Consider the following 26,904-nt stretch of genomic DNA (forward strand, 5'->3'; position numbering starts at 1 on the left):
AGATGAGGAAGAAATAATTAATGCCCAATGCCCAATGCCTAATGCCCAATGCCCCATTCCCAATTCCCAATTTTTAAACATATTGTTACAATACTTAATGTGATCGTTCTGACTGGTGGCCATTCTTCATGATTGTTAAGACACTTCCCCCTAGTTCCCGACCGATTCAGGAGGACAGTAGCAACGGCACAAATAGCCGAGGCGAACTGGACGTTATTGATATAGTGCCAGAAGATGGTACACCAAGCTTAGTTGTGCGCTCGCCAAGACTCTTAGCAGCCCAACAGTTGAGGATAACAGCCCAACCTGAGACGCTTTACGATCCTGTGGTCATAGCGGCGCATTACCAAAACAGGCCCCTACAAGTTGTACGGCGGATTTTCGCCGTGTTGGGGCCGGCTCTATCCTTTGCTTTTGGGTTGTGGTCGGATAGTAAACGGGGAATTGTCGTCAAAAATGATCGCCGCCGAGCTACTCAATTACGAGTATTGCTGACCAAATTAGGGCCTGCTTACATCAAAATTGGACAAGCTTTATCCACCAGACCGGATCTGGTTCCTCCCGTATATCTAGAAGAATTAACTAAGCTACAAGACCAATTACCGCCTTTTCCTAACGAAATTGCTTACCAGTTTATTAAAGAAGAACTAGGCGCTCCTCCAGAAGAGGTTTACGCCGAACTCTCGGCCCAGCCAATTGCTGCGGCTTCATTGGGGCAAGTGTATAAAGGTAAGCTAAAAACTGGTGAAGAAGTTGCTGTTAAAGTTCAACGCCCCGACTTAAGAGAGGGGATTACCATTGACTTGTATATCTTGCGTAACCTCGCCGCTTGGGTGCAGAAAAAGGTCAAACGGGTAAGAAGTGATTTAGTTGGGATTCTCGATGAATTAGGCGATCGCATCTTTGAAGAGATGGACTACATCCACGAAGGTGAAAATGCCGAGCGATTTTTCGAGTTATACGGTCACATAAAAGACGTATATGTACCGAAAATTTACTGGGAATACACCAATCGCCGCGTCTTGACGATGGAGTGGATTAACGGCACTAAATTAACCCAAACAGAAGAAATTAGCGCTCAAGGTATAGATGCTCGTTATCTAATTGAAGTGGGTGTGCAGTGTTCCCTGCGCCAGCTGCTAGAGCATGGATTTTTCCATGCAGATCCCCACCCTGGTAATTTGTTAGCAACAACCGATGGTAAGTTAGCTTATCTCGACTTTGGCATGATGAGCGAGATTAAGCCACCACAACGTTATGGTTTAATTGAAGCGATCGTCCACGTCGTCAACCGCGATTTTGAAGGATTAGCAAAAGATTACGTTAAGTTAGATTTTTTATCACCAGAAACCGATTTAACACCAATTATCCCAGCTTTTGCCAGAGTCTTTGCTGATGCCCAAGGAGCCAGCGTTGCCGAACTTAACATTAAAAGCATTACCGATGAACTATCGGCTTTGATGTATGAGTATCCTTTCCGTGTACCGCCCTACTACGCCTTAATTATTCGCTCCCTGGTGACACTTGAAGGTATTGCAATATATATAGATCCCAACTTTAAAGTCCTCAGTGAAGCTTATCCCTACGTTTCTAAACGCCTGTTAACCGATCCAGCACCGCAATTAAGAGCATCATTGCAAGATTTGCTATTTAAAGATGGCAGATTTCGCTGGAACCGCTTAGAAAACTTGTTAAAGAATGCGCGTAATAGTCAAGACTACGACTTTAATTTAGTGCTGAATCAGGGGATAGAATTTCTGGCATCTGAACGCGGTGCTTTTATTCGTGACAAGCTAGTAGATGAATCTGTTAACGGACTCGATGCTTTAGGTAAAAATGTTTTGCATAACTTCACCTATTTGCTACGGGAACGCGTTGGGTTGACAGCAGTTAATGAAACTCCGGCGGCGACAGTTGAGCAACAACAAACCTTGGAGCATATCAAACGTATATTAGGTATTCTCCGAGAAACACGAGGCTTTGATCCAATGGAACTTGCGCCCAAAGTTGCCCAGTTATTGGTAAATTCAGATGTACAGCGTTTGGGTCAACAAATTGCCAACCGCTTTACGCAAAAGGCTGTAGCCAGATTAATTCGCCAATTATTGGCATCTTAGTAATATAGCAATCCTATCTGATTTGTGAAAATTCGCAGTGTCCAGATCCCCGACTTCTTAAAGAAGTCGGGGATCTAACTTTTCACGAATGATTTAGGATTGCTATATATAACGCAATACAGTTCAGTTAAGCATTTATTTCTTCTCTGAGTGCCGCGCCAGTTGCTAAGAAAGCGGGAACGCTAAGAGCGAACAAGTCGGGGAACCGCAAGGGCGCACTGGTTTCTTTGCGCCTCTGCGGTTCGTTAAAAAACTTGACTTTGCCAAAAGGTTTTAAGCCTTAACCCAAGCATATTGATATGTAACCCAACTCTTCCAGCTTTTTTAAGACCTTAGTTGCACTTTGAGCAACACTTTCTTCATTCGTTTTGTATTCGACTTCTGGACGGAGTGGTATTTCATAAGGATCATCAATACCAGTGAAGTGCTTAATCTCCCCGGATCTGGCTTTTTTATATAACCCTTTTACGTCTCGCTGTTCACAAACTTCTAATGATGCATTGACGTAAACTTCAATGAAAGATGGAATACTTTGGCGCACTTGTTCCCGAATTTCACGGTATGGTGAAATGGCCGAAACCAATACAATTACATTATTTCTGGTAAGAAGATGAGCTACAAAGCCAATGCGCCGAATATTCTCTTCTCGATCCTCTTTACTGAAACCCAATCCTTTGCAGATGTTTTGACGTACCGCATCGCCATCCAGAACTTCAACTCTGTATCCCTGTATCCGCAGTTCCTTCTCCACGAATTTACAGATAGTAGTTTTACCTGCACCACTTAGACCAGTAAACCATACTGTTACACCATACTCTTGTTGTTTCATCTTACCTTTGCCGTACACTTCAAATGGCACACCAAAAAAATGCTTTTTTGGGTAGTTTTAGGTCAATAAATACACACTTGAGCATGTTGTAGCTTTGTTACACAATTTTGGATTTTAAATTTTAGATTTTAGATTGATTTAAAATCTAAAATTCAGTGGGCAACACAATTACAAACTTTTAATAAATTCTGGGGGTTTAAGTCCCCGGCTTCTAACAAGCGGTAAGTTTTGTAGCAGAGTATAAATCCCCGTTGCAAAACTTAATTCACGAATTACGAATTACGAATTACGAATTATTTTAACTTTCCTCTTGGGAATGACCGTTTTTCTCACGTTTGAGGCTTTCTTCTAAGGCTTGAATTTGTTCACGACGAGCTTCCAATTCTAAGGAACGCCGCGCTAAGTCTTGGTTTTGCAAGGTTAGGGATTGTCGCCAATGTTCTGCTCGTTCGGCTTCGTGCTGCAAAAATTCCGGGGTAATGCCTATAGTGAGGTAGCTTTGTACCAGATGGAGTACCCAGTTAGTGGCATCTTCTAGTCTTTCAATGTCGCCTGTAGGGGAAAGTTCTACTAAAACAAGCAAGTTTTCACTGATAATTTTTCCCTTTCCTAGCAGAATGAAAGCGTCTTCTGGAATTATCGCCCACAAGTTATCAGCTTCTTGACGCGCCAACAAGCGTAACTGGTGCTTGTCTAAAAAATCGTTTTTACGCACCTGGGCTAGATATAGCATGAGAGTCGCTTCGCTCCAATTAAAAATTAAAAATTAGAAATTAAAAAATTTAATAAAAAAATAAGTGCCATTGATATTTGGATTTTGTTAATTGGTAATGGGTTATTGGGAATTATTGACACTCCCTATTACCCATTACAGTTATCCTAAGCCACGCAGGCGATCGCTACGACAACCCCTTGAGGCGATCGCGCAAAATTTCAGCTTGCTTCTGTGCTTCTGCGAAGGCATCCCGCGCCCCTTGTACCACATCAGCCCTAGCTCTATCTACAAAACTAGGATTGTTTAATCTGGTACTCAGGGATTGAACTTCGGCTTCAGCTTTACTTAAGCTTTTTTCTAGCTTGGCACGTACAGCTTCAATATCTACCACACCGCTTAGAGGAATTAGCACCTGTATTGTACCAATTACACCTGCAATCGCATTTTCTGGTTCTTGTGATTGTTCTAATTCTTTCTGCGGAAAAAACTGTCTCCATAACTTTTGTCTAGCTTGAGCAGTGAGTAAATTTTGGCTAACAAACCACGCTGTGTAACCAAAACCAACTAGTTCAAAGAAAGTTCCGATAATGGGAATGTCATCAATGGCATTTCCCGCAGCTAAACCCAATCTACCAAAGACAATGGCCACAATAATTAAGCCAATTGTCTTCAAACCCCTTTGAGGTTTTTTCGCAGCAATAGTTTGGTTTTCTTGCTTGTCGGTAATAGTTAAAGTCCCAACCTTCGCCAAATCTTTAATGTAATCTTGTCCAGCAGTGAGAACTTCCCGCTCTTTCTGGCTTTCAGTTTGCAAATTCGCTGTCACTTTTACCCCTGGCTTAATATCCGCTTCAGCCCGCAAATTCCGAATTGTGCGGATAGTAGCAATCAGTAATTCAAACTGTTCTTCTAAAGCTTGATCAATCAAGTTTGCATCTACCTGGGGATAGATTTGTAATGGTAAAGTTTGCGGGGAATCTGCTGATTGTTGGGTGAGAGTTTGCCAAATTTCTTCGGTAATGTGGGGCATGAAGGGATGAAGCAGTTTCATAATCCCTTCCAGTATGTAGCCGAGGGTTTGCTGTGCTACCCGCCGCGATGCTGGATCGGCATCTGCTTGCAATCTGGATTTCACTAGTTCAATATACTGATCGCAGAAATCACCCCAGATAAACTCATACAATCCCTTAGCTGCTTCCCCTAAACCGTAATTATCGATGTAATTGGTGGTTTGTTTAACAACTTGATGATACCGCGAGATAATCCAGCGATCGCTCAATTCGATAGCTACTGGGTTCCCCAATTGTTGCGGCGTTTGTCCATCCAAATTGATCATCACAAACCGGGCAGCATTCCACAACTTGTTAGTAAAGTTGCGGGAAGCCTCCACCGATGCTGATTCATCCTTTTTGCGATCGTACTCCAATCGGATATCTTGACCAGCGCCAGCCACTTCCCTAATTAGGGTATACCGCAGGGCATCAGTACCATATTTGTCAATTAATAACAATGGGTCAATGCCATTACCTTTGCTCTTTGACATCTTCTGGCCTTTTTCATCCAGCACCAAGCCGTGGATGTAAACTGTTTGGAAAGGCATTTTCCCCGTAAAATGCCCAGCCATCATGGTCATTCTGGCTACCCAGAAAAAGATGATGTCAAAGCCTGTCACCAAAGTAGTAGTCGGGTAGTAAGTTGCTAAATCCTGAGTTTGTTCCGGCCAGCCCAAAGTCGAAAATGGCCAGAGTCCAGAAGAAAACCAAGTATCTAGCACATCTGGGTCTTGTTCTAACTTGACATTTTCGCCAAATTGCGCTTTGGCTTTCTCCCAAGCTTCAGTTTCCGATTTTGCCACGACAAACGGCGTGTTATCGGTAATTTGCCCACCCGTTTCACTGACAGCGTACCAAGCCGGAATTTGGTGTCCCCACCATAATTGGCGAGAGATACACCAATCATTGAGTTTTACTAGCCAATCACGATAGACCTTTGTCCAGCGTTGGGGAACAAACTCTGGAGAATTTTGCTGGTCGAGGAATTCGAGAGTTTTGTCAGCTAGGGGGCGAATTTTGACAAACCACTGAGTCGAGAGGAGAGGTTCAATGGGTACTTTACCGCGATCGCTGTAGGGAACGGTATGCTTATAATCTTCTATCTTCACCAAAAAGCCATCTGCTTCTAGGCGAGAAACCACATTTTTTCTAGCAACAAAGCGGTCTTGTCCTTGAAACTCCCCAGCATTGGCGTTGAGAGTGCCGTCTTTATTCATAATGTTGATTAACGGCAGATTGTGACGCTTACCCATATCAAAATCGTTCGGGTCATGGGCGGGAGTTATTTTCACGCAACCTGTGCCAAAAGTGGGGTCAACGTATTCATCGCCAATGATCGGAATTTCTCGTTGTAAAATGGGCAGAGTCAGAGTTTTGCCAATGAGATGTTTGTAGCGATCGTCATTAGGATTAACCGCTACAGCCGTATCGCCTAGCATCGTTTCTGGTCGAGTTGTCGCCACCTCCACAAAACCGGAACCATCGGTGAGGGGATAGCGGAAGTGCCAGAGATTTCCATTCACCTCTTGATTTTCTACTTCCACGTCAGACACAGCCGACTGAGAAGCGGGACACCAGTTAACTAAATATTCACCACGATAAATTAAGCCTTCCTCGTAAAGGCGAGTAAATGCCTCCACAACAGCCTTAGATAAACCCTCATCCAGGGTAAACCTTTCCCGTGACCAGTCCACCGAGACACCCAAACGTCGTAGCTGATTCAGAATCGTTCCCTCAGACTCCGCCTTCCATTGCCAAGCGCGTTCTAAGAATTTTTCGCGCCCCAATTCATAGCGAGTCTTACCCTCTGTCTTGAGTTGCTTTTCCAGCATACTATGAACAGCGATGCTGGCGTGGTCAGTTCCCGGTAACCACAGGGTATTGCGCCCCTGCATCCGGTGGTAGCGCACGAGGGTATCAATCAACGCACTTTCAAAAGCGTGACCCATGTGTAAGCTGCCGGTGACATTCGGTGGGGGAATGACGATGCAGTAGGGTTCGCCACCTTTATTGGGGTCAGCTTTGTAAACTTGGTTGTCTTCCCAGAATTTTTGCCACTTGGCTTCGGTGGAAAAGGGGTCGTAGAGACTGGGGAGATTGGGAATGGTTGCGGTCATGCGGGGCAAACTAAGGAAGGACTTTAATAAATTTTGCCACAGGGTTGCAGAGGGTTTGTTTAGCAATTCTCGAAATCGTGGATGTACCCTTTAAAAAATTTGGAAATGCGAAATCTATTCTTGACTCTTGTAGTTATCTTGATAAATTCCGTAGCTGACATCTGTATATTCATCCAGAAATACTCATGAAATTGAAACCAGGTTTATTTCAACTCATCGTGTTCGTTATGACTGTATCGCTACTAGCTTCTTGTGCGACAACCCCAGAAGCAAGACAGTCAGATTGCATCTCCACAACGTCGCCGAACCTTAAACAACAACCCAATAACTGTTCACCCTCATCTAATAATAGCGGCAGATCAAGTGGTTACTCTGGTGGTAATAGCATTAGAAGATCCGGTTCTGGGAATTTATCTGAGGTCGGTACTTCCAGCGGTTCTTCCAAGGGTCGTAGTGGTTTTGGTAGTTTCGGTCGTGGTGGTCATGCGGGTGGATAAGAGAGTTATGAATATTTTCAACAGTCCTCAACGAAAGCGTCTATTTCAGTCGATGAAAATGGGTTGGTACAACTTTGCTCCCATTGAAGAAGGAACAGGTATACCTCTAACTGACCAAGAAACACCTTACGCTCTTTATTATTGCCATCAAGTTTTACCACAGACGATACAAGAAATCCGGCAAGCATCGGAATTAGTCGGTAGTGTTTTAACCCAAGCGTGGGAAATTATCCGCACTCTTGATGAGGATACATTACTTTACTATGGATTTCCTGAAGCTACCATCAAGTTAGTTAAATATGACTTCCTTGCACCATTTTGTATGCGTCTTGACTGGTGCTGGAATCAAGAAACGGGGATAAAAAAGGTAGTAGAAACTAATCCCCAAACTCCTAGTTTTTGGTTTGAGTGTACGGACGGCAATAACAAAGTCGCCAGACATTTTGGATTCCAAGAACCAGATTTAGATGCTCAAAAAATCTTAAAAATAACACTTAATCAGCATGTAAATAGAGCCGCATTAAATTTGCGTAAACCAATTACAGACTGTCGCGTGGCATTTACAGCTTTGAATAATGCGGAAGATTTAGGTACTATGCGATGGTTAAACAATTACTTGGAGTCTAAAAGTAGCGTTTTACCCTTAGAATATCTTGGCATCAAAGATGGTGAATATCTATTTGACCGGAGAACACAAAAACCAATAGATATACTCTTTATGTGGTATCCCATGGAATGGCTAATCCATGATACTGATGAAAAAGGTGAAAGATTATGGCCGGCTCTAGAGCAACTAATTTTTGAGAATAAAATTGTGATTGTGAACTTTGGTTCTGCCTTTGCACTGCAACCAAAAAGTATATTTGCCCTAATTACAGATTTGGGATATGACTTTTTCTCTGACAAAGATGCTGGAACAGTCTGGGAATATTTTCCTAAGACATCACTGAGTGCAACAGCAATAGGTAATTCATACTTTGCCAAACCTATTTTAGGAAGAGAAGGTGAAGGAGGATTTGCAGTTAATTCAGGAAATATCTCTGTGCGTAGTAGTAATAATGACCCTTGGTATACACAACAAAATTATGTCTATCAAGAGTTATTAGAGTTTCCTAAACTAGAAATTGATGGCAAGTCAATGACTCAAGTTTGGGGAGCATGGCTATATAACAATGGTAATGACAAGTTTATATCTGGAGGTGTAGGAATCCGCCTTTCTGAAGGGGAAATTACAGATAACTTATCCTATTGGTGTCCTATTGGATGCTAATTTTAATAGCATCGATAATTAGAGGCAAACATGAAACCTCAAACAACTTCCCCTTGGACTTTCATCCCTACCTTATATTTCACCTCCGGCATACCTTACGTCATCATCAACACAGTTTCCGTAATCTTTTACAAAAAACTCGGAATAGATAATACTCAAATTGCCCTTTGGACAAGTTTTCTTTATCTACCTTGGGTGATCAAAATGTTTTGGGGGCCAATTGTTGATATTTACTCTACCAAACGCAAATGGATACTTTATACCCAATTTGCCATGTTCTGTTGCTTGGGTTTGATAGCCATCTCTTTACAACTGCCAAATTTCTTTTTCATCTCCCTTGCAACATTAACAATAGGAGCATTTATATCCGCAACTTATGATATTGCTACCGATGGCTTTTATCTGTTGACTTTATCTCCAGAACAACAAGCCTTCTTTGTCGGCATTCGCTCACTGTTTTATAGAATGGCTGTCATTTTTGGCTCTGGAATATTAGTAGTCTTAGCAGGTCAGCTTGAAGTATCTCTCAATAACATTCCTTTAAGCTGGACTATAGCTATTGGCTTATCAGCTTTAATTTTAGCAATTTTGTTTATTTCGCATCGCCTAATTTTACCTTTATCTGAATCAGATAAGCAACGACAAATACAGGCTAAGGAAAATATACCTTTTTGGCCAATCATTAGCTCATATTTTACTCAGGATAAAATTATAAATATTTTAGCATTTATCTTACTATACAGACTTGGTGAAGCAATGCTTATCAAGATAGCCTCTTTATTTTTATTGGACAAACCAGAAGTAGGGGGCTTAGGTCTATCAACATCAGATGTCGGATTAGTCTACGGTACATTTGGGGTAATCTCCCTAATCTGTGGAGGAATTTTAGGAGGCTTACTAATTTCTAAATATGGATTAAAAAAATGTCTCTTACCTATGGCTTTAGCATTAAATTTACCTGATGTATTTTATGTTTATATGGCTTACATGAAGCCTTCACTAACATTAGTGTATCCCTTGGTTTCCTTAGAGCAATTTGGGTATGGTTTTGGATTTACAGCTTTTAGTGTTTATTTAATGTATATCTGCCAAGGCGAATATAAAACTTCTCATTTTGCTATCTCCACTGGCATTATGGCTTTAGGAATGATGTTACCCGGATTAGTTAGCGGTTATTTGCAAAAAGCACTTGGCTATCCATTATTTTTTGTCTTGGTCTGTTTGCTGACCATTCCTGGGATGATTGCTCTATTTTTTATTCCTTTAAAAGAAAAACCGAAGCATCAAAATAATTAAGATTATTGCAATTCATGAGTTATGTTTTAGGAATAGATGGCGGCGGTAGCAAGACTGTTTGTGTCTTGATGGATGATTCGCGTCAAGTGCTAGTCCGTGGTGAAGCAGGGCCATCTAACTATCAGAGTATAGGTATCGAAGCAACTTTACAATCTATTCAATCTGCAATTCACAATGCGGTTGAGGCAGCAATAATTACAAATACTGTGAATATTGACGCTATATGTTTGGGTTTAGCAGGTGTAGGTCGTGCAACAGATATCGAAGTAGTAAAAGGTTTAGTTAAAGAGTTACAGAATAACAAATTGCCTATTTTTTTGGCATTACAGCCAGCGAATATTGTAATTTGTAACGATGCTTTAATTGCTTTAGTTGGCGGAATTGGTCAGCCTGTAGGAATTGTGGTTGCAGCAGGTACTGGTTCGATAGTTTTCGGCCGAAATCATCAGGGATATACTAAACGAGTCGGCGGCTGGGGTTATATTATAGGAGATGAAGGTAGCGCCTATAAAATTGCGATCGCTGGCATGAACGCAGCATTAAAATCTTATGATGGACGGGAAATATCAACGAGTTTGCTAAAGGATTTCAAACAGCATCTTGATTTGAAAAGTATAGAAGATTTAATAGAAGTAATATATCGGCGAGAATGGGGAGTTAAACAGATAGCTGCTTTAGCACCAGTTGTAGATTTTGCAGCAGCGTCAGGTGATAGAGTAGCGAATATCATAATTGATGATGCTGTAAAAGAGTTAGTAAAAGCTACATCTACAGTAATTGATGCAATTTTTACTGCCGACTCAGTTTTAGAAGTAGTCACAACAGGAAGTGTCTGGCGGGGTAGATGCAAGATCCATGAAAGATTTGCAGCATCTCTTGTTAAGAAGTTTCCTAATGTAAAGGTGATTTTTCCGAGGTATGAACCTGCTTACGGTGCTGGTTTGTTAGCGTTGCAGACAACTCAAATTTGACGGACTACTAAATAATAGGAGTTTTCAGTCTGCAAATATGCGCCTCAAGAAAGTTACTATTTCAGACCAAGCTGCGGTGGTAGCACTAGAATCATAACGATAACCGTCGTCGCGCATGAATGTATGTTCTGCTTCATACAAGAAAACTTGGTGAGGTATGTTAGCATTTTCAATTGCTTTTATTATGGTTTGGCGATCGCTCTCTGGTATATGAGGGTCAAGAGTACCAAACACCATTAGCATCTCGCCTTTGATTTCACTTACCCTCTGGATTGTATCGGCTACCTCCTTACCCAGTTTACCACTGGGAATACCAGTAGGGTAACAGCAAACGGCAGCCCGAATTTCGCTTTGAAATGCTGCGCGGAAAGCTAAATGTCCACCAATACAGAAGCCGAGAGTGCCTATTTGATTTGGAGAAACCGCACTCTCTGTTTTCAGAAATTCAATCACAGCAAGGCAATCGGCATCATAATTAGCTACCGAGGTTCGACGCGCATCATCATTACCGCGCATCCTTCCCAAATCGTCTGGCTCAATTACTAAACCAACTGGCTCAATTCGGTGAAAAATTTCTGGCGCTGCTACTACATAGCCGTATCCTGCTAAGTAGTTAGCTAGACGAATCATTGCATCACCTAACTGATAAATATCACTGTAGAAGACAATACCAGGGTATTTTCCTGCTGCTTTGGGAGCCGCAACATAAACACGCATTAAGCTGCCATCTACTCTTAATTCAACATTGCGCTTAGTGATTTGCACTTTTTTGTCTCCGTGTTACGCTTGCTGTCATTAGCTTCTACACTGTAGCGCCGCAGCATCCGGTTACTTTCAAGTTACTAGGGAACCATATATTATTACTCTAAGTATTTTTACGCTAGCGTTTTATTTATTCAATAAGTACATTGAAATGATTGATAACATAAAACATTAGAAATTTTTACTTATTATATAATTTTTTATGGACAATAATTACGAAGAAAAAAATTTTTTCTATGAAAATACCTTTAAAGTAATCGAACAATACAAAAATAAGCACAATGATAACAATATTTATAATTCTCAAGAATATAAAGATTTTTTAAACATAGTAAAAACTCCATTTATTAAATTCTGCGACTTTATATATCAACAAATACCAACTGAAATTGCTGCCAATAATTTTTATGTAACAGCAGAAAATGGACGAAATGAGGTAGATATCTATATATTAGTTTCTCCTAGTAAGTTTCGCCTACACAAGTATTTAGATATATTTTCATTATTAAGTATAGAATTAGTAGATTCAGGTATAAATATCAAGTTAATAGAAAATGCAGGCGAATTTCTAGCAAAAAAGATTGTACAAATAAATCCTGTAATGATAGCAAATAGAATTGCTGAAGATATAAATGCATTTGATTTTCAATATATTGATGATGGTTGTTATTTGAATGAAATAGAAATATTAAATTCATCTAAAGAAGAATTAAATAATAAGTTTAAAGAATGGTTTCAACATTATCTTCCGTTATTTTTACAAGCAGTATCTAAGGAGGCAATACCTGATATTTGCCCAAATATAAGTGAACCTTATACCTTAAACCAATGTACTGAAGATACTGGAGTTTCCCAACTAGTTTTAAAACATTGGATACGCACGATTAATCGTAAAGGTCAAGCGATTTTATATGGTTCACCTGGAACAGGCAAAACCTTCATAGCTGAAAAACTTGCAAAACACTTAATTGGCGGTAGTGATAGTTTTTCGGAACTAGTGCAATTTCATCCAGCATACTCTTATGAAGATTTCATTCAAGGTATCCGCCCCCAAAGTCAAGATGGGAAATTGACATATCCGTTGGTTCCAGGGCGCTTTTTAGAATTCTGCAAAAAGGCGGAGTCTTGCCAAGGCACTTGTGTTTTGATCGTTGATGAAATAAACCGCGCTAATCTCACACAAGTTTTTGGCGAACTAATGTACTTACTTGAGTACCGAAATAGAGAAATTCCACTAGCTGGCGGTAACACCTTTCGCATTCCAGAAAATGTCCGCATTATTGGGACAATGAATACAGCAGATAGGTCTATTGCCAATATAGATCATGCCCTACGCCGCCGCTTTGCATTTATTGAACTTCGCTCAAACTATGATGTGCTGCGACGTTATCACCTAAAAACAGGTTTTGCAGTAGAGGGATTAATTAACATTTTACAGCAATTAAATCAGGCGATCGCAGATAAAAACTACGAAATTGGTATTTCATTCTTCTTAACAGATAACCTAACTGAAGATATAGAAGATATATGGTGCATGGAAATTGAGCCATATTTAGAAGAATACTTTTTTAACCAGCTAGAAAAAGTAGATAAGTTTCGCTGGAATGAAATAAAAAATAGACTATGAATATAAACCTAACAAAACCAAGAATTATTGAACTTACAGAATACGAAAATAAATTATTTCCGCTTGATAAAATACCTTATTCAGCCGGAGTCGAGTTATATGAGAAATACAAAACACAAGTAGATATAGAATTTCCTACATATACAACGAGACAACATTGGAAACTCAAAGCTAAAGGATGGGTAGGTTACATTCCTATAACTCCTGGATTTCATCTAAAAATAAATCCGAAAGTACCTATCCAAAACCTCTTCGGAATGCTGGAATATGCCTACAATTTAAAAGGGTTTCACTTTCTTGAAGGGCTAATGGATTGTGAATCTCTAGAGGACTTTTATAATAATCTGGCTCATATCTTAGCCGATAAAGTTTTAGATCGATGCCGCAAAGGACTATATCATACTTACTTACCTAAAACACAGCAGCTTTCTTATGTACGGGGAAGGCTAGATGTGCAACAGATAATTCAAAAGCCGTGGAATGTTAAACTTAAATGCAGTTACGAAGAACATACGGCTGATGTTAAAGAAAATCAAATACTGGCATGGACACTTTATATCATTGGTCGTAGCAGTTTATGTTCAGAAAGAGTATCACCAACAGTACGAAAAGCTTATCACGCTCTACAAGGATTAGTAACGTTGCAACCTTGTAGCGCAGAAGATTGTATCGCCAGACAGTATAATCGCCTCAATACAGACTATCAACCATTACATAATTTATGTCGATTCTTTTTAGAAAATAGTAGTCCCAGTCATGAAAGGGGAAATTACAAAACTCTACCCTTTCTCGTTGATATGGCACATTTATATGAACTTTTTGTTGCAGAATGGCTTAAGAAAAACACGCCGCAAGGCTATTTTTTTAAACAGCAACATCCAATAGAAATTAGTCAGAATCGACACTTTATTATAGATATATTACTCTGTAATGCTGCTGGCAAAACAATAGCAGTTCTAGATACAAAGTATAAAGCCTCTGAATCTACAGTAAATACAGATATTCATCAAATGATCAGTTACACCAACACAGCAAAATGTGAGCAAGCCTTTTTGATATACCCCAAAGACTTGACACAGCCACTAGATATTATAAGTGATCAAATCCGAGTCCGCAGCCTCACCTTTTCTCTAGATGATAATCTCGATCGCGCAGGTGAAACCTTCTTAAAAAACCTTTTTCTCCTAATCCCTCAGAACTCACACCAATAATTAATAAAGGGGACAGATGACATTCGCTTGCTGTGAAGCACCCATCCCCGAATAGCTGCCCAGATCATGAACCTGGAATCTATAGTCCGGTATCTAATCATCCCAGTATGGTCCGAGATATGTTGATTGTCACTGGGATAGATACTGATTTACGAAATACCTACGAAAAGATTGTTACACAATTACTCTTGTTCACCCTTACTTCCGCCTCCCATCGCCAACAGCGCCGTTCCGTAAGCTGCTTCTGTGTACACTGACGCTACTACAGGAACCTGCAAATAACGCGCCCTAATCGCAGTCCAATTATCATTCGCCGCGCCACCTCCAGCAGTATAAACACGGCTCAATTTATCTGCGCCCATTTGCTGTAATAATTCATACCCTCGCGCTTCTATGCGGGCAATGCTTTCTAACAACCCATGCAAAAATTCCACTGGATTATCTGGGCGTGGTGACAAACGTGGGGGTAGATTGGGATCGTTAATCGGAAAGCGATCGCCTACCTTCAACAATGGATAATAATCTAACTCGCTAGCTTTTAATGCATTAATCTCCCGGCTAAGGCTTTCTAACTCTGCGTTTGTGAAAAATTGCTTTAGTACTGCACCTCCAGTATTAGAAGCACCCCCAGTCAGCCACAAATCACCCAACCGATGGCTGTAAATCCCATATCTGGCATCTTCTACACGGGTACGACTTAATAACTTTAGTACCAACGTTGAACCAAGGGAAGTCACGGCTTCACCAGGTAATTTTGCCCCACTGGCGAGAAAAGCCGCAATACTATCAGTTGTACCTGCACACACCAGACAATCACGGCAAAAACCGAATTTGTCTGCAATTTCAGGGCGCAATTCGGCAATGGGAGTCCCAGGAGTTAAAACTTTGGGTAGCTGAATCGGTATTTGCAAATTTTCTAGCCATTCTGGGTATTTCAACTCTTCCACGTCATAACCCAGCTTTAAAGCATTATGATAATCGCTAATACCCAACTGTCCATGTAGGAGAAATGCCAGCCAATCTGCTTGATGCAGAAAATATCTAGCTTCACTAAAAGACGGTAATTGCCTCATCCACAAAAGTTTGGCCAGGCTGGAGGTGGCACTCAATACGGTATGATTGGGGGGTGCTATACTCTTCAAATGCTCTAGCACTAATGATCCCCGCGCATCGTTATACAGCAATGGTGCATCTGTTGGATTGCCAACAGCATCGAGCAGCAAGACGGTGGAAGAAGTACCATTAATTGCGATCGCTTTAATTTCTTGCCGCAATCGGTCAGGTATTTGTTGCACCAGCATAAACAAAGCCTCCTGCCAAATTTTGGGCGTAACGGCGGCTGGTGAGTCCTGGAAAGTATATCGCACCTGTACCTGGATGCTAGCTTCCTCGTCAACCACCATACCGCGTGCGCCAGAGGTGCCAAAGTCGATACCCAAATAGAAATCCATAGTTTTATGAATTTTTTTAATAAAGAATCACTAAGGACTACTGATTAATAACTGCTTTTGTTGCATCTTGTAACAAGATATTCCCCAATCTTGGCAAAACAAGGAAAAGTAGTAAACGAACTGTTCAAAATCTATTCAGGTTAGGAGGTTTTCAGCCATGCCTATCTTAGATACTCTGTACATCGCTCAGATATCTTCCATCTCAGATACTCAAGTCTACATCGCTCTAGTCGTAGCCTTGATCCCTGGAGTTCTAGCTTGGCGATTAGCCACAGAACTTTACAAATAAGGCTCCGATGTGACACAGTTAAAAAGCTAATAATCCTGGCAGTACGGGGTGCAATTTCTAGACCTTATGGTGTAAAGCCATAAGTATCAAGAAACCTTGCACTTACGTAAGCCAGGTTATTTTTTAACTAGTGCAACACTTGTAGCTATTTCAAAAAAATGAAGTAATATGACAGCTAAATCAGCAGTAATTAGCGCCAGAGAGCTTTTACAGTGCTTCCCTTCATTCAGCGAGGTTATTTTTTAGGATCATGAACGCGATTCAACCCTCCAAACCACCGTTACAACCTATACAAAAACGCCGGGTCATTCCTCGACCAAAGCGGCATCTTCGCCAACGTTCTTACCAGGTGATGGCTCTGGAAAGCACAGCCAAAATAGCAGTTAATCTTGTGATTACAGCCGTTGCAGCATCTGCCTTATCACAACTTTTGCCTTATCATTGGTCACAGCAAGAAAAGTTGCGCGAAATTAGTACTGAAGTCAAGCTGATGGAAGGACATGTCAATGGTTTGCAGGTGGAATTTAGCCGTAACTTTGATCCTCAGCAAACCAAAAGTATTATGCAACAACAAGGATACAGATTCGATCCTAATCAGCGTCGGGTCGTGTTGATGAATCCTGATCGCCGAGAAGATGAACAAACAGAGTCATCACCCTAAGACAAATAGCGAATTTGGGATTATTTAAGTTTTTTGTGATTCAGGCTACGTATAAGCCGGGTGTTAATTTATATTATTGCTAATAAATAATGGTTAATAGCTAATTTTTGAATAGCTATGTAGCTATCATCTATTAGTCATGAGCGATACAGCGTCACTAAACTCTCATTCAAAGTTTAATAATTTATTTTAAATTTTGAATCCCCCAGAAGAACTAATCTACCAATTAGGACGCTGATTGAGATAGCAGTTCGTTTAGCCAATTTTCGAGTTGTAAACGCAAGCGATAACCAGTAATATCCTTACTGTTATCGAGAAAGGGCAGTTGAGTGAGGGCGCGACGATAATCAGCGATCGCACAATTCCAGTCACCCCAAAGATGGTAAGTCCTGCCACGTTCAGCCCAGATATGACCTTTTAGTTGACCGAAAAGCAGTGCTACCTCAAAATTCTCAATTGCCTCTTCATAGTGCCCCAAATCACGCCAGGTAATGCCTCGGTTAATCCACGCCCGGACATGGCGAGGATTTAAATCAATTGCTTGGTCGTAGTCGGCAAGTGCTGCTGCTAATTCTCCACAAGCTGCGTAGTAATTTGCCCGATTATTATAAGCACTAGGCAAATAGGGATTAAGCTTGAGGGCTGTATTATAGTCGTCAAGCGCTTTTTGCGTTTCACCACTTTGGAAATAAATTAGCCCCCGATTGTTGTAATCAATGGCATTGTGGGGATGGCGGGAAATTAGTTGGCTTAGAAGTGCGATCGCTTCAGTATAATCTCCTTGTTGAGCTGACCTCAAAGCACAAGAGCGTAAGTAGCGATCGCCTAAAACAGATTCGCCACTGTCATTTTTCCTCTGTGCTTGGGCTTTCTGTGTAATATTGGTAACTATTCTACATTTGCTACTGTGCTGGTCACCATCAGCTAAAAATGAGTGAATATTCATACTTACCTTTACTAAATACCTGCTTTATGGAATCAAATTCTAGTTTTCGTCTGCTAGTGGTTTTACTACTATGTCTATTTTTAAAGTAATTAGGGTTACAGTAAAGCCACTCAAGAGAGAACTTAACCTAGCCGCACAAGAGAAATCTACGCCCTAGATAAACAATTGATCCTCAAACCTAATCATGAATACTTCATCCCCAGGGTGAATTCCAGAAATAGCAGATGTCAATCTCAAAGGCGAGTCAAGTAGTAAGAGCTACAAATTGGTAGAATGCCAACAAGCCGTTCTTTTAGAGTGAAAAAGATGGCAGAGGGCAGAGGGAGATGAAGAAGCAGTTCTTGCTGGGGGAGAAGGACAAGGGAACAAGGAGAATTAGAGACAAGTGGAAAGACTTATTGCAAGTTCTCACTCAAGTCACCTTATCCCCTTCTTGTCCCCTGCTCCCAGCAAGAACTGCCCCTCTGCCTCTTCCTAATACCCCATTCCCTAAATCCAATTTTTAAATTTTGAGAAATTTTCCGATGACAACTGCAATTTCCTATCCCAATGCCCCTGATTTAACAACCGATGATTACATTGTTATCGGCTTGGCAACCTGCTTCGTTAAAGAAGATGGAGAAGTTTATCAAATCGAAGTTATAGAACCGATTCCCTCTGCGGCTTTAGAAGCCCTCTTAAAGGGCATTCCTACCTCCTATAAGCTGGCTCATGCAACAACTTTGGGATCTGTGCTGGATGGCGATTCACAAGTGTTGCCAGATGGCTTCCCAAAGTCGGCTCAGTTTGGAGAAGAATTTGTACCACGGGCATTTGCAGCAGCTCGTACCTACAAGCGTCGTGAATCTGCAAAATCTTTAATTCCTTTAGGTACAAATTACAGCGAATTTAAGTATTCCATTGAGCGCAAGCGGGTATTAAACGCCGCTAGAGTTGTCACCAAAGAAGACAACATTAAACAACATTCTCACACTCACAAAGTTCTTTAAGTAATTATGCTCAAACTTTATGGTGGCGCTCGTAGTCGAGCCTCAATTGTTCACTGGTATTTAGAGGAACTAAAAGTTCCCTACGAATTTGTCAAGCTCGATATGCAGGCAGGTGAACACCTCAAACCTGAATATTTGGCAATTAACCCAGTTGGTAAAGTTCCAGCAATTGTTGATGGGGATTTTAAACTTTGGGAATCTGGAGCAATTTTGCTGTATCTTGCCGATAAGTACAGTAAAACTTCACTTTCACCAGAGGAACGTGCTGTATTTTACCAATGGGTTTTGTTTGCCAATGCTACCCTTGGGCCAGGAATTTTTGTAGAAGCAAGTCGGGAGCGGGAAATGCCCCGCTTGTTGACTCCGTTAAATGAAATTTTCAGTAAGCAACCTTTTTTGCTTGGCGATAAGTTCACTGTTGCTGACGTGGCAGTGGGGTCTATTCTGAATTACATTCCCATCATACTGAAGCTAGACCTCAGTTCCTACCCAGCCGTGTTGAACTATATGAAGCAGTTATCTGAGCGTCCAGCATTTCAAAAAAGTATTGGCGGACTGGCTTAATTGTAGTAAGGACACACAGATGTGCATGGGTGTCAATTTAAGCCTCGGCAAATAGAATTCGCGGCTACACAAACATAGACGCCTTGCGGCTTCCCGCAGGGTAGCCCACGGAGGTGGGCTAAGATAAAATTAAGGTTGATTTAACCCGATTAGGCGGGTTCTGCCTGTGTAGACGCGGTTTCTAACCGCCCTTCTAGGTTAAGTTAACTACCGTGTATTTAGATCCAAACAAAAATCTTCACAAAATGTAGTTTGGATAGGTAGTGCCCACCATGCAAATCTGTTAACGATAGTTTGTAAATTGCAAAGCCACCGGGTAGTCTTCTTGCTTCAGTCGCTGCATGACTACTTGTAAGTCATCTTTAGATTTGGCAGAAACCCGCACAGCATCTCCTTGAATTGAAGCTTGTACCTTTTTGAATTCGTCCCGAATCAATTTGGAAATTTGTTTGGCGATTTCCTGACTAATGCCTTTTTTGAGTTTGATTTCTTGACGCACGCGATTACCACTGGCTGATTCAACTTTGCCAAAATCAAAGATTTTCTGGGATAGGTTACGCTTGGCGGCTTTTTCCCGCAGAATGGTGTGTACAGAATCTAAGGTAAACTCGCTGTCAGTACTAACGTTGATGCTTTCTTCAACTAACTCGACAGTAGTTTCAGTGTCTTTGAGGTCGTAACGACCTTTGATGTCTCGTATAACTTGATCGACAGCGTTAACCAACTCTTGTCGGTCAAAGTCGCTCACAATGTCAAAAGAAAAAGTAGAAGCCATAAAACATTTTAGATTTTAGATTTTGGATTTTGGATTGGGAAAAGTTTTCCTCACTCCCTATTCTCCATGCCCCAATTAACTAATAGCTTGGATGATGCTCAAGAAAAAGAGAGTACCAGAGCTAAAGATGCCAATGGCAAACATCAGCGAGCCTTTTTCAGAGGAACTACGCTAACGCAAAAGGGGTATATTCAAAATATAAAAAATCGAGTATAGCAAACGAGCCACCAGAAAGGCGATGTCTGGCGACAAGCTGCTTTGCGTCTACGCAGCTACTTGGGCTGTAAAAGAATTTACACCAGTTACATAAACCATCAATGCTGCTGCAAACACCATAAACGCTTCAAAGGTGTTCTGATGTGCCCAAGTAGCTCGTTGGGCATAAGGTGGCAATTTATCAAACATAGCGCCAGGAGTAGAAAAAGTTTCATACCCAATACGCACACGGGCATAAGCTACTAGCAAAAATGGCACGTAAATTAGAACGACAGCAGCAGCGATCGAGTACAAAAAAATTATCATTACTTATTAGTTATTAGTCATCAGTCATCAGTCATCAGTCATCAGTCATCAGTCAAATACAAATGACGAAAGACAAATGACAAATGACTAATCAAAGTAAAAAAGCGTCACTACTTTTCTTTGTTCTTCTGCATCCTGACAAGTTTGTAACAGGGTGCGACTATCGTGAAACGCAAAGCAGATTAGTTGCTGGCAACGGGAGACAATCTCCTTGTTGCACAAGTAACTAGCTTCAGCAAGAGACAGATTATCATTACTGGGATTTTCGACTAGATGCATTACCTGTTCTAGTTGCTGGCGCGATTCCAAAGGCTGGCGTTCCAGGCTTTGGGGTAGAATCACTGTCAACAAATTTGCATCAGCCCGTGTTGCTCCCTTGATGGCCGCTGAATTTGTACCTGTAGCACCAGAAGTAATGATTCGATTACCCGATAAAACTAGGGCATAAGTCATCATTTCAATAAGATTCTGATGCGTAATCGGGACGTGACGAGAACCCAGCAAGGCGATTCTTTTAGAACCCGTTTGCTGGATTGTCGCCAGTTCTTGCGCTAATGTATCTAAGTTAATAAGGTCTGTTGATTGGCTCAAAGATGGAGAAAATCAGATTAAACGACCCAGATATTCTACCAAACAGCGTGTAGATGCGAGGAAAACTTGAGTTAAACATTGTCACTAATTTTCAATTGTTTGGTTCAGTAACTCCCTTACTTGGTTACACCAGGCTAGCCAATATGTTTCGTAACTAATGCCATTTAGGAGAGTCAAATACTGAAATTTGCCTGATTATGGCAGTTATTGCGGATTTTGAAAGTAATCTTGTTCTAAGTCTTTGTACGTAGACAATATGATTAGCAAAAATTTTAACCACTAAAAAGGCTATTTACGGCAATATGCTTTGGATTAGCTGCTCCAACTAAGCACATCCCAGCTATGGGCGCAAGGAAACAGCTCACCGTCCCTTAGGAGGTGACGGTGAGCCAGCTGTACCCTTACCAGTAATACAGCCTCCTAACTGAGAACTGAGCAATGAATCTAAGACAATGCCTTTGCGGGAGTTAAACCTAGTTTGGATAACAAACGGTCAATGTCAAAATGCTCGGACATCAACTTGCGAATATACTGAACCTTTATCGGCTCGTGGACACGGACTTGACCAAAAGTGCGGTCAACAATTTCTACAGTAGTCAGGGTATCTAAGTCAACAGACAAAATGGGGATTTCTAGGTCTTCAGCGCGACTGAGAATGAACGGTGGGGGTGGTAGTTGCCCGGTGAGAATTAAACATTGGGTAGAAGTTTCCAAAGCCGCTTGCTGAATTTCCACGCGATCGCCTCCTGTCACCACTGCCATATTCCGGCGTTTGCGGAAATATTTCACAGCAGAATTGACATTCATTGCTCCAATTGCTAGACTTTCCACCAATAAATCCATGCGATCATTGCGACAGAGAACATCAGCCTTTAACTGTTTGACTAGTTCGCCAACACTGACGCTGCGGAGCAAATCGCTATTAGGCAGCATTGCTAACACTGGAATACCCTGCTGTTCCAAAAATGGACGCAAGAGAGTGTCAACTGCTTCTAGTTGGGTGACAGGAATATCATTGATCACAACTCCAATCAAGCGATCGCCCAGACGCTGCTTTGCAGCCAATAGCGCCTCAACCGAAAGCAAGGATTTATAGCGGCTTACTAACAGCACACCAGCATCCAATACTTCAGCCATTTGCAGCAAAGACAAGTCAAACAAATTGCCTTCGGACAAATTACCAGGCCCCTCCAGTAACACCAAATCTCCTTGAGATTTATGTAAATATTGCTGTATTAGGGACTGCTGATAATCGGTTTTGTCTTCCCCCCGCAAGCGCTTTTGCACATTTGGTTCATCCAAAGCCAGCATTGTAGGTGCAACGCGGTTTTCCGGCAAATTGAGGCTAAGAGCGATGAACTGGACATCTTCCTCAATTACGGTTCCACTAGACGAATTGAAAGACGTACCGAGTGGTTTACCGTAGCTAATATCCAGACCTTTTTGCTGTAGCTGATGAGACAAACCCAGAACAGTTGCAGATTTACCGCTGTAATTCTCGCTCGATCCAATCAGCAAATATTTAGGGGATTTTGGCACACATGCACTCCTAATTTCAAAAGTCAGAAGAACCCAGCTAGGTGTTTCCTAATTCTAGTTCCTTCTGGCAAAAGCCTTTAGCTCTCACAAATTAAGGTTTCCCAGAATTACCTTCTAATTGAACAAGCAGGGAAGGCAGAGGAGGCAGAGGAAGCAGGGGAGGCAGGAGAGGCTTTTGAGGAAAGAAGGTTCTTATTCAGTAATTCTTCTCTCAAGAACAGCTTCTCTTGCCTAATTACCTGCCTCAAGCAAGAAATTCCTTAACCCAATGGTATTGCACCTTGTCTCCCTCTCCTTTTGTCCTATAATCCTAAATCTGGGTCAACTAAATAGCTGGCAAAAAAAGCTGCGATCGCAGTAGATGATTCCCCCAATTCTTCTTTTACGGCAATCTAGCCAATAAACCGTAGTATCGTAACTGAGTATGAACATCTCACATATAGCTAAAAAAAGTAAGTTGCAGTAATGAAAATTACGCATAACTCAGGTAAAAAGCTTCTCTTCGGCAAGATCGAGTTTTGAAAAACTGTAATGTTTAGTGAGGAAAACCTCAATGATTATCGATCCCTCCCAGAATGACCCACGGAATACCTATCAATTACTTGTAGGTTCAGTGGTTCCCCGACCGATCGCTTGGGTGTCAACGATCGCTAGCGATGGTACGCCCAATGTTGCACCTTTCAGTTTTTTTATGGGCGTGACAGCTAACCCACCGACCCTAGCCATCTCCACAGGTCTAAAACATGGTGTTAAAAAAGATACATTATTCAATGTAGAGCAGTTGGGTGAACTAGTGGTCAACATAGTTATTGAAGAATTGGGGGAACAGATGAACACCACCAGTGGTGACTTTCCACCAGATGTAGACGAATTTCAAGTAGCAGGACTAACTCCTGCTCCCTCAAAGCGGGTGCGTCCGCCACGAGTTGCTGAATCACCGATTAATATTGAGTGTGTGCTGAAGCAGGTAGTTTACGTAGGGAATGAAGGTAGCCAATCGGGATTAATTATTGCTGAGGCGGTGCTATGGCATATTCGGGACGATTTACTTACACCACAAAACACAATTGATGTCGCAAAGTTGCACGCGATTGGTCGCCTGTCGGGTAACTGGTATACCCGCACGCAGGATTTGTATGAAATTACTCGCCCCAGTTAAAGTGTTAGTTGATGCAAGAGCTAAGTGATAGATATTGAAAAATTGCTGGAAAGGTATCCTGCTGGGGAGAGAGATTTTAATGGGGCTAATTTGAACGATAGCGATTTTACTAGTGTTAATCTCAGTAGTATCGACCCGACTAAATCAGATGCGATCGCCTGCGTTAAAATGGAAGCAAAAGCAGATGAAAAGCCTTCATAACTTTTCTCACAAACCCAACACTTGCATTGATTTTTCAAGTACTTCTTTGGGGCGAAATGGTTTAGTTAGATATAAGTCTGCACCAACTTCAATTCCTTTTTGTTTATCAAATTCCTGTCCTTTAGCTGTTAAGATTACAATGTAGATGTCAGTCATTTGCAGGTCGTGTTTTACAATATGGCAGACTTGCAGACCATTCATTTTCGGCATCATCACATCAAGAAAAACCAGGTTTGGTTTTTCAGTTTTGATGGTTTCGAGAGCTTCTTCTCCATTTCTAGCAGTTAGAAGTTCAACACCCTCATCTTCTAATGCTTCTAAGGCTTGTTCCATCAAAATCAAGATATTAGGTTCATCATCAACAATTAGAATTTTCTGGGTCATAGGGCTTGGGTATTGGGTATTGGGTATTGGGCATGGAGAAGAAACAAGGGACAGGGGGAGTGAATTCTTCCCAATCCCCACTCCTAGCAATTACTGTTCAGACAGCATAATAAAAAATACATTTTCCAACTCCTTCTCAAAGCGTAGGGTTTTCACCAAATCGGCTTCTTGAGAGAAGATAGAATCAATGATAATCATGTCAGGTTTGGCTGACAGGGCTTTATAAATACATTCTTGCGCATCGGAGGCTTCAATCACACTGTATCCCTGAGTTTGCAGTACATCTGCTAGGGTTTTTAAGGCTGATGCATTTTTATCTACAACCAATACCTTTTTACTAGAAGTGCCTTGGTAAAGCAGTGAGCCAATTTCGTTGAGGAGTTTTTCTGTGTCAATGGGCTTGGTGAGATAGCGATCAATGCCAATATGGTAGCCCCGTTCTTTGTTTTCAATAATTGACAGAATAATAATCGGAATGTCTGCGGTTTGAGGATCGTTTTTGAGAACGGCTGCCACATCGAAGCCATTAATTTGGGGCATCATCACGTCCAAGAGAATCAGATCGGGACGGGCTGTTTTGATTTGATGAATTGCATCCATGCCGTCCTTTGCTTCGCGAACGTTGTAGCCTTCGTTTTCCAGTTGTTGACGGAGCAGTTCCCGAATGTTAGCGTCATCATCTACAACCAAAATGGTTTTACGGTTTTGGTTGGGCACAGCATTTTTGGTGATGACGTGTTCTTTGAGTTGTTTGACTAGCGTATCCAAATTCAGATTAGCAGTATTTTTTTGATCGCTGGCGTAGGTGGGAATGATAAACGAGAATATGCTGCCTTTACCTGGTTCACTTTCAACCCAGATTCTACCGCCGTGATGATCGACGATTTGTTTACAGATGGGCAGTCCTAATCCTGTGCCTTTGGGTTTGTCGGTGAGGGTGTCGCCAACTTGGCGGAATTTCTCGAATACTTTCGGCTGGTCTTCAGGTGCAATCCCAATGCCTGTGTCAATAACGCTGAAGCAAACACCGTCGTTTTCTTGTTTGACGCGGCAGGTGACACAACCAGATTCGGTAAATTTAACGGCATTGGAAATCAGGTTGATTAAAACTTGCAGCAAACGATTGCGATCGCCTACTATCTGAGGCAGTCCAGGTTCAATCTCGCACACCAACTGCAAGCCATTGGTTTCAAATAACCCGGCGGTAGAATTGCTTGCCCAATCCAGTAATTCGCTGGGATCAATCGGCTGCATCTGCCATTCCACCTTACCTGCTTCCATCTTAGCGATGTCCAGGACATCGTTAATCAAAGACGTGAGCCGTTCTGCTTCCGACACAATAATGTTGAGATTGTCAGCCACCCGCTTAATCGTTTTCTGAAGTTTGCGGTCTTCGGTAGAAATCATTGGGAACACATCGGTTTGCAACTTTTCTTGAATGATCGACGCAAAACCGAGGACAGAAGTCAGTGGCGTCCGCAGCTCATGGGAAACTGTTGAGATGAAGTCGGTCTTCATCTGGTCGATTTCCTTTTCTGCCGTCACATCCCGAATTAGCAGCGCCGAACCGAAGCAGGCAGAGGGTTCTGGGTCTGCTGTCTTTTTAAAAATGGCGGTTGCCACTGCTTGACCAATGCGTTCTTTGGTCAGTGCAACTTCGGCAGAGAACACCTCTTGGGGATGGGACTGAGTTCGTGCAACCAGGTCTGCTAAACCAGATATCGGCAATTCTCGGTAGTGACCGTTGAGGGCGGTAGCTGTCAATCCATACATGGCTAAAAAGGCAGGATTAAAGTGGGTGATTTGTCCTGCGGTGTCTGCCACTAACAAACCATCTGCTAAGTTATCTAAAATGGCATTTAATCCCTGTGCTTCTGCTAGAGTATTTTGCAGCGCAGCCGTCCGCTCTTCAACTCTGGCTTCCAGTTCTTGATTCAGTTGCCGCAGAGCGATTTCTGCTTGTTTGCGGGCAGTGATGTCGGTATTAATTTCCAGCACCGCGCAAGGTTGACCAGAGATGTCCCGTTGCAACGTCCATCGGCTCTGGACGGTAATCAGTTTGCCATTATGGGTGAGGTGTTCCACTTCTCCTTCCCAATTTCCTTGCTCTAATAACTCTGCTACAATTTCTTCCTTTGGTTTTGGAAAGGTTTTTTTGATAAAAGCCTGAATGCATTGGCCTTTCACTTCTTCACGCGTCCAACCGTAGAGTCTTTCGGCACCCTGATTCCAGTGAGAGATTTTGTCGCTCATGTCGCGGACGATGATGGCATCGCTGGAATGATTCAACATATCTAATAAGCGTTGATTTTCAGCTTCTGCCTGCTTGCGATCGTGAATATCAGTACAGGTGCCAATCCATTCCCGAA

General features: G+C 41.8%; 25 protein-coding genes and 1 pseudogene. 13 read left to right on the forward strand and 13 right to left on the reverse strand.

What is annotated here, in order from left to right:
- The first annotated feature begins 128 nt into the window (after positions 1 to 128).
- Complete coding sequence (locus ACFE90_RS05710) at positions 129 to 2,117, forward strand: ABC1 kinase family protein (RefSeq protein ID WP_375498558.1); 1,989 nt, start codon at positions 129 to 131, stop codon at positions 2,115 to 2,117.
- 280 nt (positions 2,118 to 2,397) lie between these two features.
- Here the strand turns inward: ACFE90_RS05710 and cysC are convergent, their stop codons facing one another.
- From cysC to ACFE90_RS05725, 3 genes are all read right to left on the reverse strand, one after another.
- Positions 2,398 to 2,946, reverse strand: a complete 549-nt coding sequence (gene cysC / locus ACFE90_RS05715; RefSeq protein WP_375498602.1) for an adenylyl-sulfate kinase — start codon at positions 2,944 to 2,946, stop codon at positions 2,398 to 2,400.
- Between the two features lie 298 nt (positions 2,947 to 3,244).
- Complete coding sequence (locus ACFE90_RS05720; protein WP_375498560.1) at positions 3,245 to 3,679, reverse strand: hypothetical protein; 435 nt, start codon at positions 3,677 to 3,679, stop codon at positions 3,245 to 3,247.
- 166 nt (positions 3,680 to 3,845) lie between these two features.
- Positions 3,846 to 6,830, reverse strand: a complete 2,985-nt coding sequence (locus ACFE90_RS05725; protein ID WP_375498562.1) for a valine--tRNA ligase — start codon at positions 6,828 to 6,830, stop codon at positions 3,846 to 3,848.
- 185 nt (positions 6,831 to 7,015) lie between these two features.
- On the opposite strand from ACFE90_RS05725, the gene ACFE90_RS05730 reads away from it, so the two are divergent.
- From ACFE90_RS05730 to ACFE90_RS05745, 4 genes are read left to right on the forward strand one after another with little or no spacing between them, the layout of a single operon-like run.
- Entirely contained in the window at positions 7,016 to 7,327 is a 312-nt protein-coding gene (locus ACFE90_RS05730; RefSeq protein WP_375498564.1) for a hypothetical protein, read from the forward strand.
- A 7-nt stretch (positions 7,328 to 7,334) separates the two neighbouring features.
- Entirely contained in the window at positions 7,335 to 8,597 is a 1,263-nt protein-coding gene (locus tag ACFE90_RS05735; protein WP_375498566.1) for a glutathionylspermidine synthase family protein, read from the forward strand.
- A 30-nt stretch (positions 8,598 to 8,627) separates the two neighbouring features.
- A complete protein-coding gene (locus tag ACFE90_RS05740; RefSeq protein WP_375498568.1) occupies positions 8,628 to 9,893 on the forward strand; it encodes an MFS transporter in 1,266 nt (421 codons plus the stop codon).
- Between the two features lie 14 nt (positions 9,894 to 9,907).
- Positions 9,908 to 10,864, forward strand: coding sequence for an N-acetylglucosamine kinase (locus tag ACFE90_RS05745; RefSeq protein ID WP_375498570.1), 957 nt, complete (start codon positions 9,908 to 9,910; stop codon positions 10,862 to 10,864).
- A gap of 24 nt (positions 10,865 to 10,888) precedes the next feature.
- Here the strand turns inward: ACFE90_RS05745 and ACFE90_RS05750 are convergent, their stop codons facing one another.
- A complete protein-coding gene (locus ACFE90_RS05750) occupies positions 10,889 to 11,629 on the reverse strand; it encodes a dienelactone hydrolase family protein (protein ID WP_375498572.1) in 741 nt (246 codons plus the stop codon).
- A 199-nt stretch (positions 11,630 to 11,828) separates the two neighbouring features.
- Between ACFE90_RS05750 and ACFE90_RS05755 the strand changes: the two genes are divergently transcribed.
- Positions 11,829 to 13,253, forward strand: coding sequence for an McrB family protein (locus ACFE90_RS05755; RefSeq protein WP_375498574.1), 1,425 nt, complete (start codon positions 11,829 to 11,831; stop codon positions 13,251 to 13,253).
- The gene (locus tag ACFE90_RS05760; protein ID WP_375498576.1) at positions 13,250 to 14,464 is read left to right on the forward strand and encodes an McrC family protein; all 1,215 of its coding nucleotides are present in this window, start codon (positions 13,250 to 13,252) and stop codon (positions 14,462 to 14,464) included. Before ACFE90_RS05755 ends, ACFE90_RS05760 begins: the two co-directional genes overlap by 4 nt.
- Positions 14,465 to 14,646: 182 nt before the next feature.
- On the opposite strand, the gene ACFE90_RS05765 is transcribed toward ACFE90_RS05760, so the two are convergent.
- Positions 14,647 to 15,915, reverse strand: coding sequence for an FGGY-family carbohydrate kinase (locus ACFE90_RS05765; RefSeq protein ID WP_375498578.1), 1,269 nt, complete (start codon positions 15,913 to 15,915; stop codon positions 14,647 to 14,649).
- 199 nt (positions 15,916 to 16,114) lie between these two features.
- Here ACFE90_RS05765 and psaM point away from each other — a divergent pair, with 199 nt between their 5' ends.
- Together psaM and ACFE90_RS05775 are read left to right on the forward strand one after the other, a co-directional pair.
- Positions 16,115 to 16,204, forward strand: a complete 90-nt coding sequence (psaM, locus tag ACFE90_RS05770; RefSeq protein ID WP_040630342.1) for a photosystem I reaction center subunit XII — start codon at positions 16,115 to 16,117, stop codon at positions 16,202 to 16,204.
- Positions 16,205 to 16,454: 250 nt separating this feature from the next.
- The gene (locus ACFE90_RS05775) at positions 16,455 to 16,865 is read left to right on the forward strand and encodes a hypothetical protein (RefSeq protein WP_375498580.1); all 411 of its coding nucleotides are present in this window, start codon (positions 16,455 to 16,457) and stop codon (positions 16,863 to 16,865) included.
- A gap of 226 nt (positions 16,866 to 17,091) precedes the next feature.
- On the opposite strand, the gene ACFE90_RS05780 is transcribed toward ACFE90_RS05775, so the two are convergent.
- Positions 17,092 to 17,811 (reverse strand): tetratricopeptide repeat protein, encoded by a 720-nt coding sequence (locus ACFE90_RS05780; RefSeq protein WP_375498582.1) that lies wholly within the window; start codon positions 17,809 to 17,811, stop codon positions 17,092 to 17,094.
- A 524-nt stretch (positions 17,812 to 18,335) separates the two neighbouring features.
- On the opposite strand from ACFE90_RS05780, the gene ACFE90_RS05785 reads away from it, so the two are divergent.
- Complete coding sequence (locus ACFE90_RS05785; protein WP_375498584.1) at positions 18,336 to 18,800, forward strand: hypothetical protein; 465 nt, start codon at positions 18,336 to 18,338, stop codon at positions 18,798 to 18,800.
- 6 nt (positions 18,801 to 18,806) lie between these two features.
- Positions 18,807 to 19,364, forward strand: coding sequence for a glutathione S-transferase family protein (locus ACFE90_RS05790; RefSeq protein WP_375498586.1), 558 nt, complete (start codon positions 18,807 to 18,809; stop codon positions 19,362 to 19,364).
- Between the two features lie 283 nt (positions 19,365 to 19,647).
- On the opposite strand, the gene ACFE90_RS05795 is transcribed toward ACFE90_RS05790, so the two are convergent.
- From ACFE90_RS05795 to ACFE90_RS05815, 5 genes and pseudogenes are all read right to left on the reverse strand, one after another.
- Entirely contained in the window at positions 19,648 to 20,139 is a 492-nt protein-coding gene (locus tag ACFE90_RS05795; RefSeq protein WP_012411046.1) for a YajQ family cyclic di-GMP-binding protein, read from the reverse strand.
- Between the two features lie 75 nt (positions 20,140 to 20,214).
- Positions 20,215 to 20,661, reverse strand: a pseudogene (locus tag ACFE90_RS05800) (MAPEG family protein).
- Positions 20,662 to 20,748: 87 nt separating this feature from the next.
- On the reverse strand, positions 20,749 to 21,252 hold the full coding sequence (locus ACFE90_RS05805) for a hypothetical protein (protein ID WP_041565591.1): 504 nt from the start codon (positions 21,250 to 21,252) through the stop codon (positions 20,749 to 20,751).
- Between the two features lie 84 nt (positions 21,253 to 21,336).
- A complete protein-coding gene (locus tag ACFE90_RS05810) occupies positions 21,337 to 21,429 on the reverse strand; it encodes a hypothetical protein (protein ID WP_375498588.1) in 93 nt (30 codons plus the stop codon).
- Positions 21,430 to 21,696: 267 nt separating this feature from the next.
- On the reverse strand, positions 21,697 to 22,791 hold the full coding sequence (locus ACFE90_RS05815; RefSeq protein ID WP_375498590.1) for a phosphotransacetylase family protein: 1,095 nt from the start codon (positions 22,789 to 22,791) through the stop codon (positions 21,697 to 21,699).
- Positions 22,792 to 23,344: 553 nt separating this feature from the next.
- On the opposite strand from ACFE90_RS05815, the gene ACFE90_RS05820 reads away from it, so the two are divergent.
- On the forward strand, positions 23,345 to 23,950 hold the full coding sequence (locus ACFE90_RS05820; RefSeq protein WP_375498592.1) for a flavin reductase family protein: 606 nt from the start codon (positions 23,345 to 23,347) through the stop codon (positions 23,948 to 23,950).
- A 24-nt stretch (positions 23,951 to 23,974) separates the two neighbouring features.
- Positions 23,975 to 24,151 (forward strand): hypothetical protein, encoded by a 177-nt coding sequence (locus ACFE90_RS05825; protein ID WP_375498594.1) that lies wholly within the window; start codon positions 23,975 to 23,977, stop codon positions 24,149 to 24,151.
- Between the two features lie 6 nt (positions 24,152 to 24,157).
- On the opposite strand, the gene ACFE90_RS05830 is transcribed toward ACFE90_RS05825, so the two are convergent.
- Complete coding sequence (locus ACFE90_RS05830) at positions 24,158 to 24,535, reverse strand: response regulator transcription factor (RefSeq protein ID WP_375498596.1); 378 nt, start codon at positions 24,533 to 24,535, stop codon at positions 24,158 to 24,160.
- 90 nt (positions 24,536 to 24,625) lie between these two features.
- On the reverse strand, positions 24,626 to 26,904 hold a 2,279-nt coding region (locus tag ACFE90_RS05835), incomplete at its 5' end, for a response regulator (RefSeq protein WP_375498598.1).

Origin of the sequence: uncultured Nostoc sp., from assembly GCF_964245445.1 — a bacterium.
Lineage (GTDB): Bacteria > Cyanobacteriota > Cyanobacteriia > Cyanobacteriales > Nostocaceae > Nostoc.

What these genes read in the sequence shown, in the direction of transcription:
- ACFE90_RS05710 (WP_375498558.1), top strand. Translation starts at nt 129, where the DNA reads ATGATTGTTAAGACACTTCCCCCTAGTTCCCGACCGATTCAGGAGGAC.
- cysC (WP_375498602.1), bottom strand. Translation starts at nt 2,946, where the DNA reads ATGAAACAACAAGAGTATGGTGTAACAGTATGGTTTACTGGTCTAAGT.
- ACFE90_RS05720 (WP_375498560.1), bottom strand. Translation starts at nt 3,679, where the DNA reads ATGCTATATCTAGCCCAGGTGCGTAAAAACGATTTTTTAGACAAGCAC.
- ACFE90_RS05725 (WP_375498562.1), bottom strand. Translation starts at nt 6,830, where the DNA reads ATGACCGCAACCATTCCCAATCTCCCCAGTCTCTACGACCCCTTTTCC.
- ACFE90_RS05730 (WP_375498564.1), top strand. Translation starts at nt 7,016, where the DNA reads ATGAAATTGAAACCAGGTTTATTTCAACTCATCGTGTTCGTTATGACT.
- ACFE90_RS05735 (WP_375498566.1), top strand. Translation starts at nt 7,335, where the DNA reads ATGAATATTTTCAACAGTCCTCAACGAAAGCGTCTATTTCAGTCGATG.
- ACFE90_RS05740 (WP_375498568.1), top strand. Translation starts at nt 8,628, where the DNA reads ATGAAACCTCAAACAACTTCCCCTTGGACTTTCATCCCTACCTTATAT.
- ACFE90_RS05745 (WP_375498570.1), top strand. Translation starts at nt 9,908, where the DNA reads ATGAGTTATGTTTTAGGAATAGATGGCGGCGGTAGCAAGACTGTTTGT.
- ACFE90_RS05755 (WP_375498574.1), top strand. Translation starts at nt 11,829, where the DNA reads ATGGACAATAATTACGAAGAAAAAAATTTTTTCTATGAAAATACCTTT.
- ACFE90_RS05760 (WP_375498576.1), top strand. Translation starts at nt 13,250, where the DNA reads ATGAATATAAACCTAACAAAACCAAGAATTATTGAACTTACAGAATAC.
- ACFE90_RS05765 (WP_375498578.1), bottom strand. Translation starts at nt 15,915, where the DNA reads ATGGATTTCTATTTGGGTATCGACTTTGGCACCTCTGGCGCACGCGGT.
- ACFE90_RS05775 (WP_375498580.1), top strand. Translation starts at nt 16,455, where the DNA reads ATGAACGCGATTCAACCCTCCAAACCACCGTTACAACCTATACAAAAA.
- ACFE90_RS05780 (WP_375498582.1), bottom strand. Translation starts at nt 17,811, where the DNA reads ATGAATATTCACTCATTTTTAGCTGATGGTGACCAGCACAGTAGCAAA.
- ACFE90_RS05785 (WP_375498584.1), top strand. Translation starts at nt 18,336, where the DNA reads ATGACAACTGCAATTTCCTATCCCAATGCCCCTGATTTAACAACCGAT.
- ACFE90_RS05790 (WP_375498586.1), top strand. Translation starts at nt 18,807, where the DNA reads ATGCTCAAACTTTATGGTGGCGCTCGTAGTCGAGCCTCAATTGTTCAC.
- ACFE90_RS05795 (WP_012411046.1), bottom strand. Translation starts at nt 20,139, where the DNA reads ATGGCTTCTACTTTTTCTTTTGACATTGTGAGCGACTTTGACCGACAA.
- ACFE90_RS05820 (WP_375498592.1), top strand. Translation starts at nt 23,345, where the DNA reads ATGATTATCGATCCCTCCCAGAATGACCCACGGAATACCTATCAATTA.
- ACFE90_RS05830 (WP_375498596.1), bottom strand. Translation starts at nt 24,535, where the DNA reads ATGACCCAGAAAATTCTAATTGTTGATGATGAACCTAATATCTTGATT.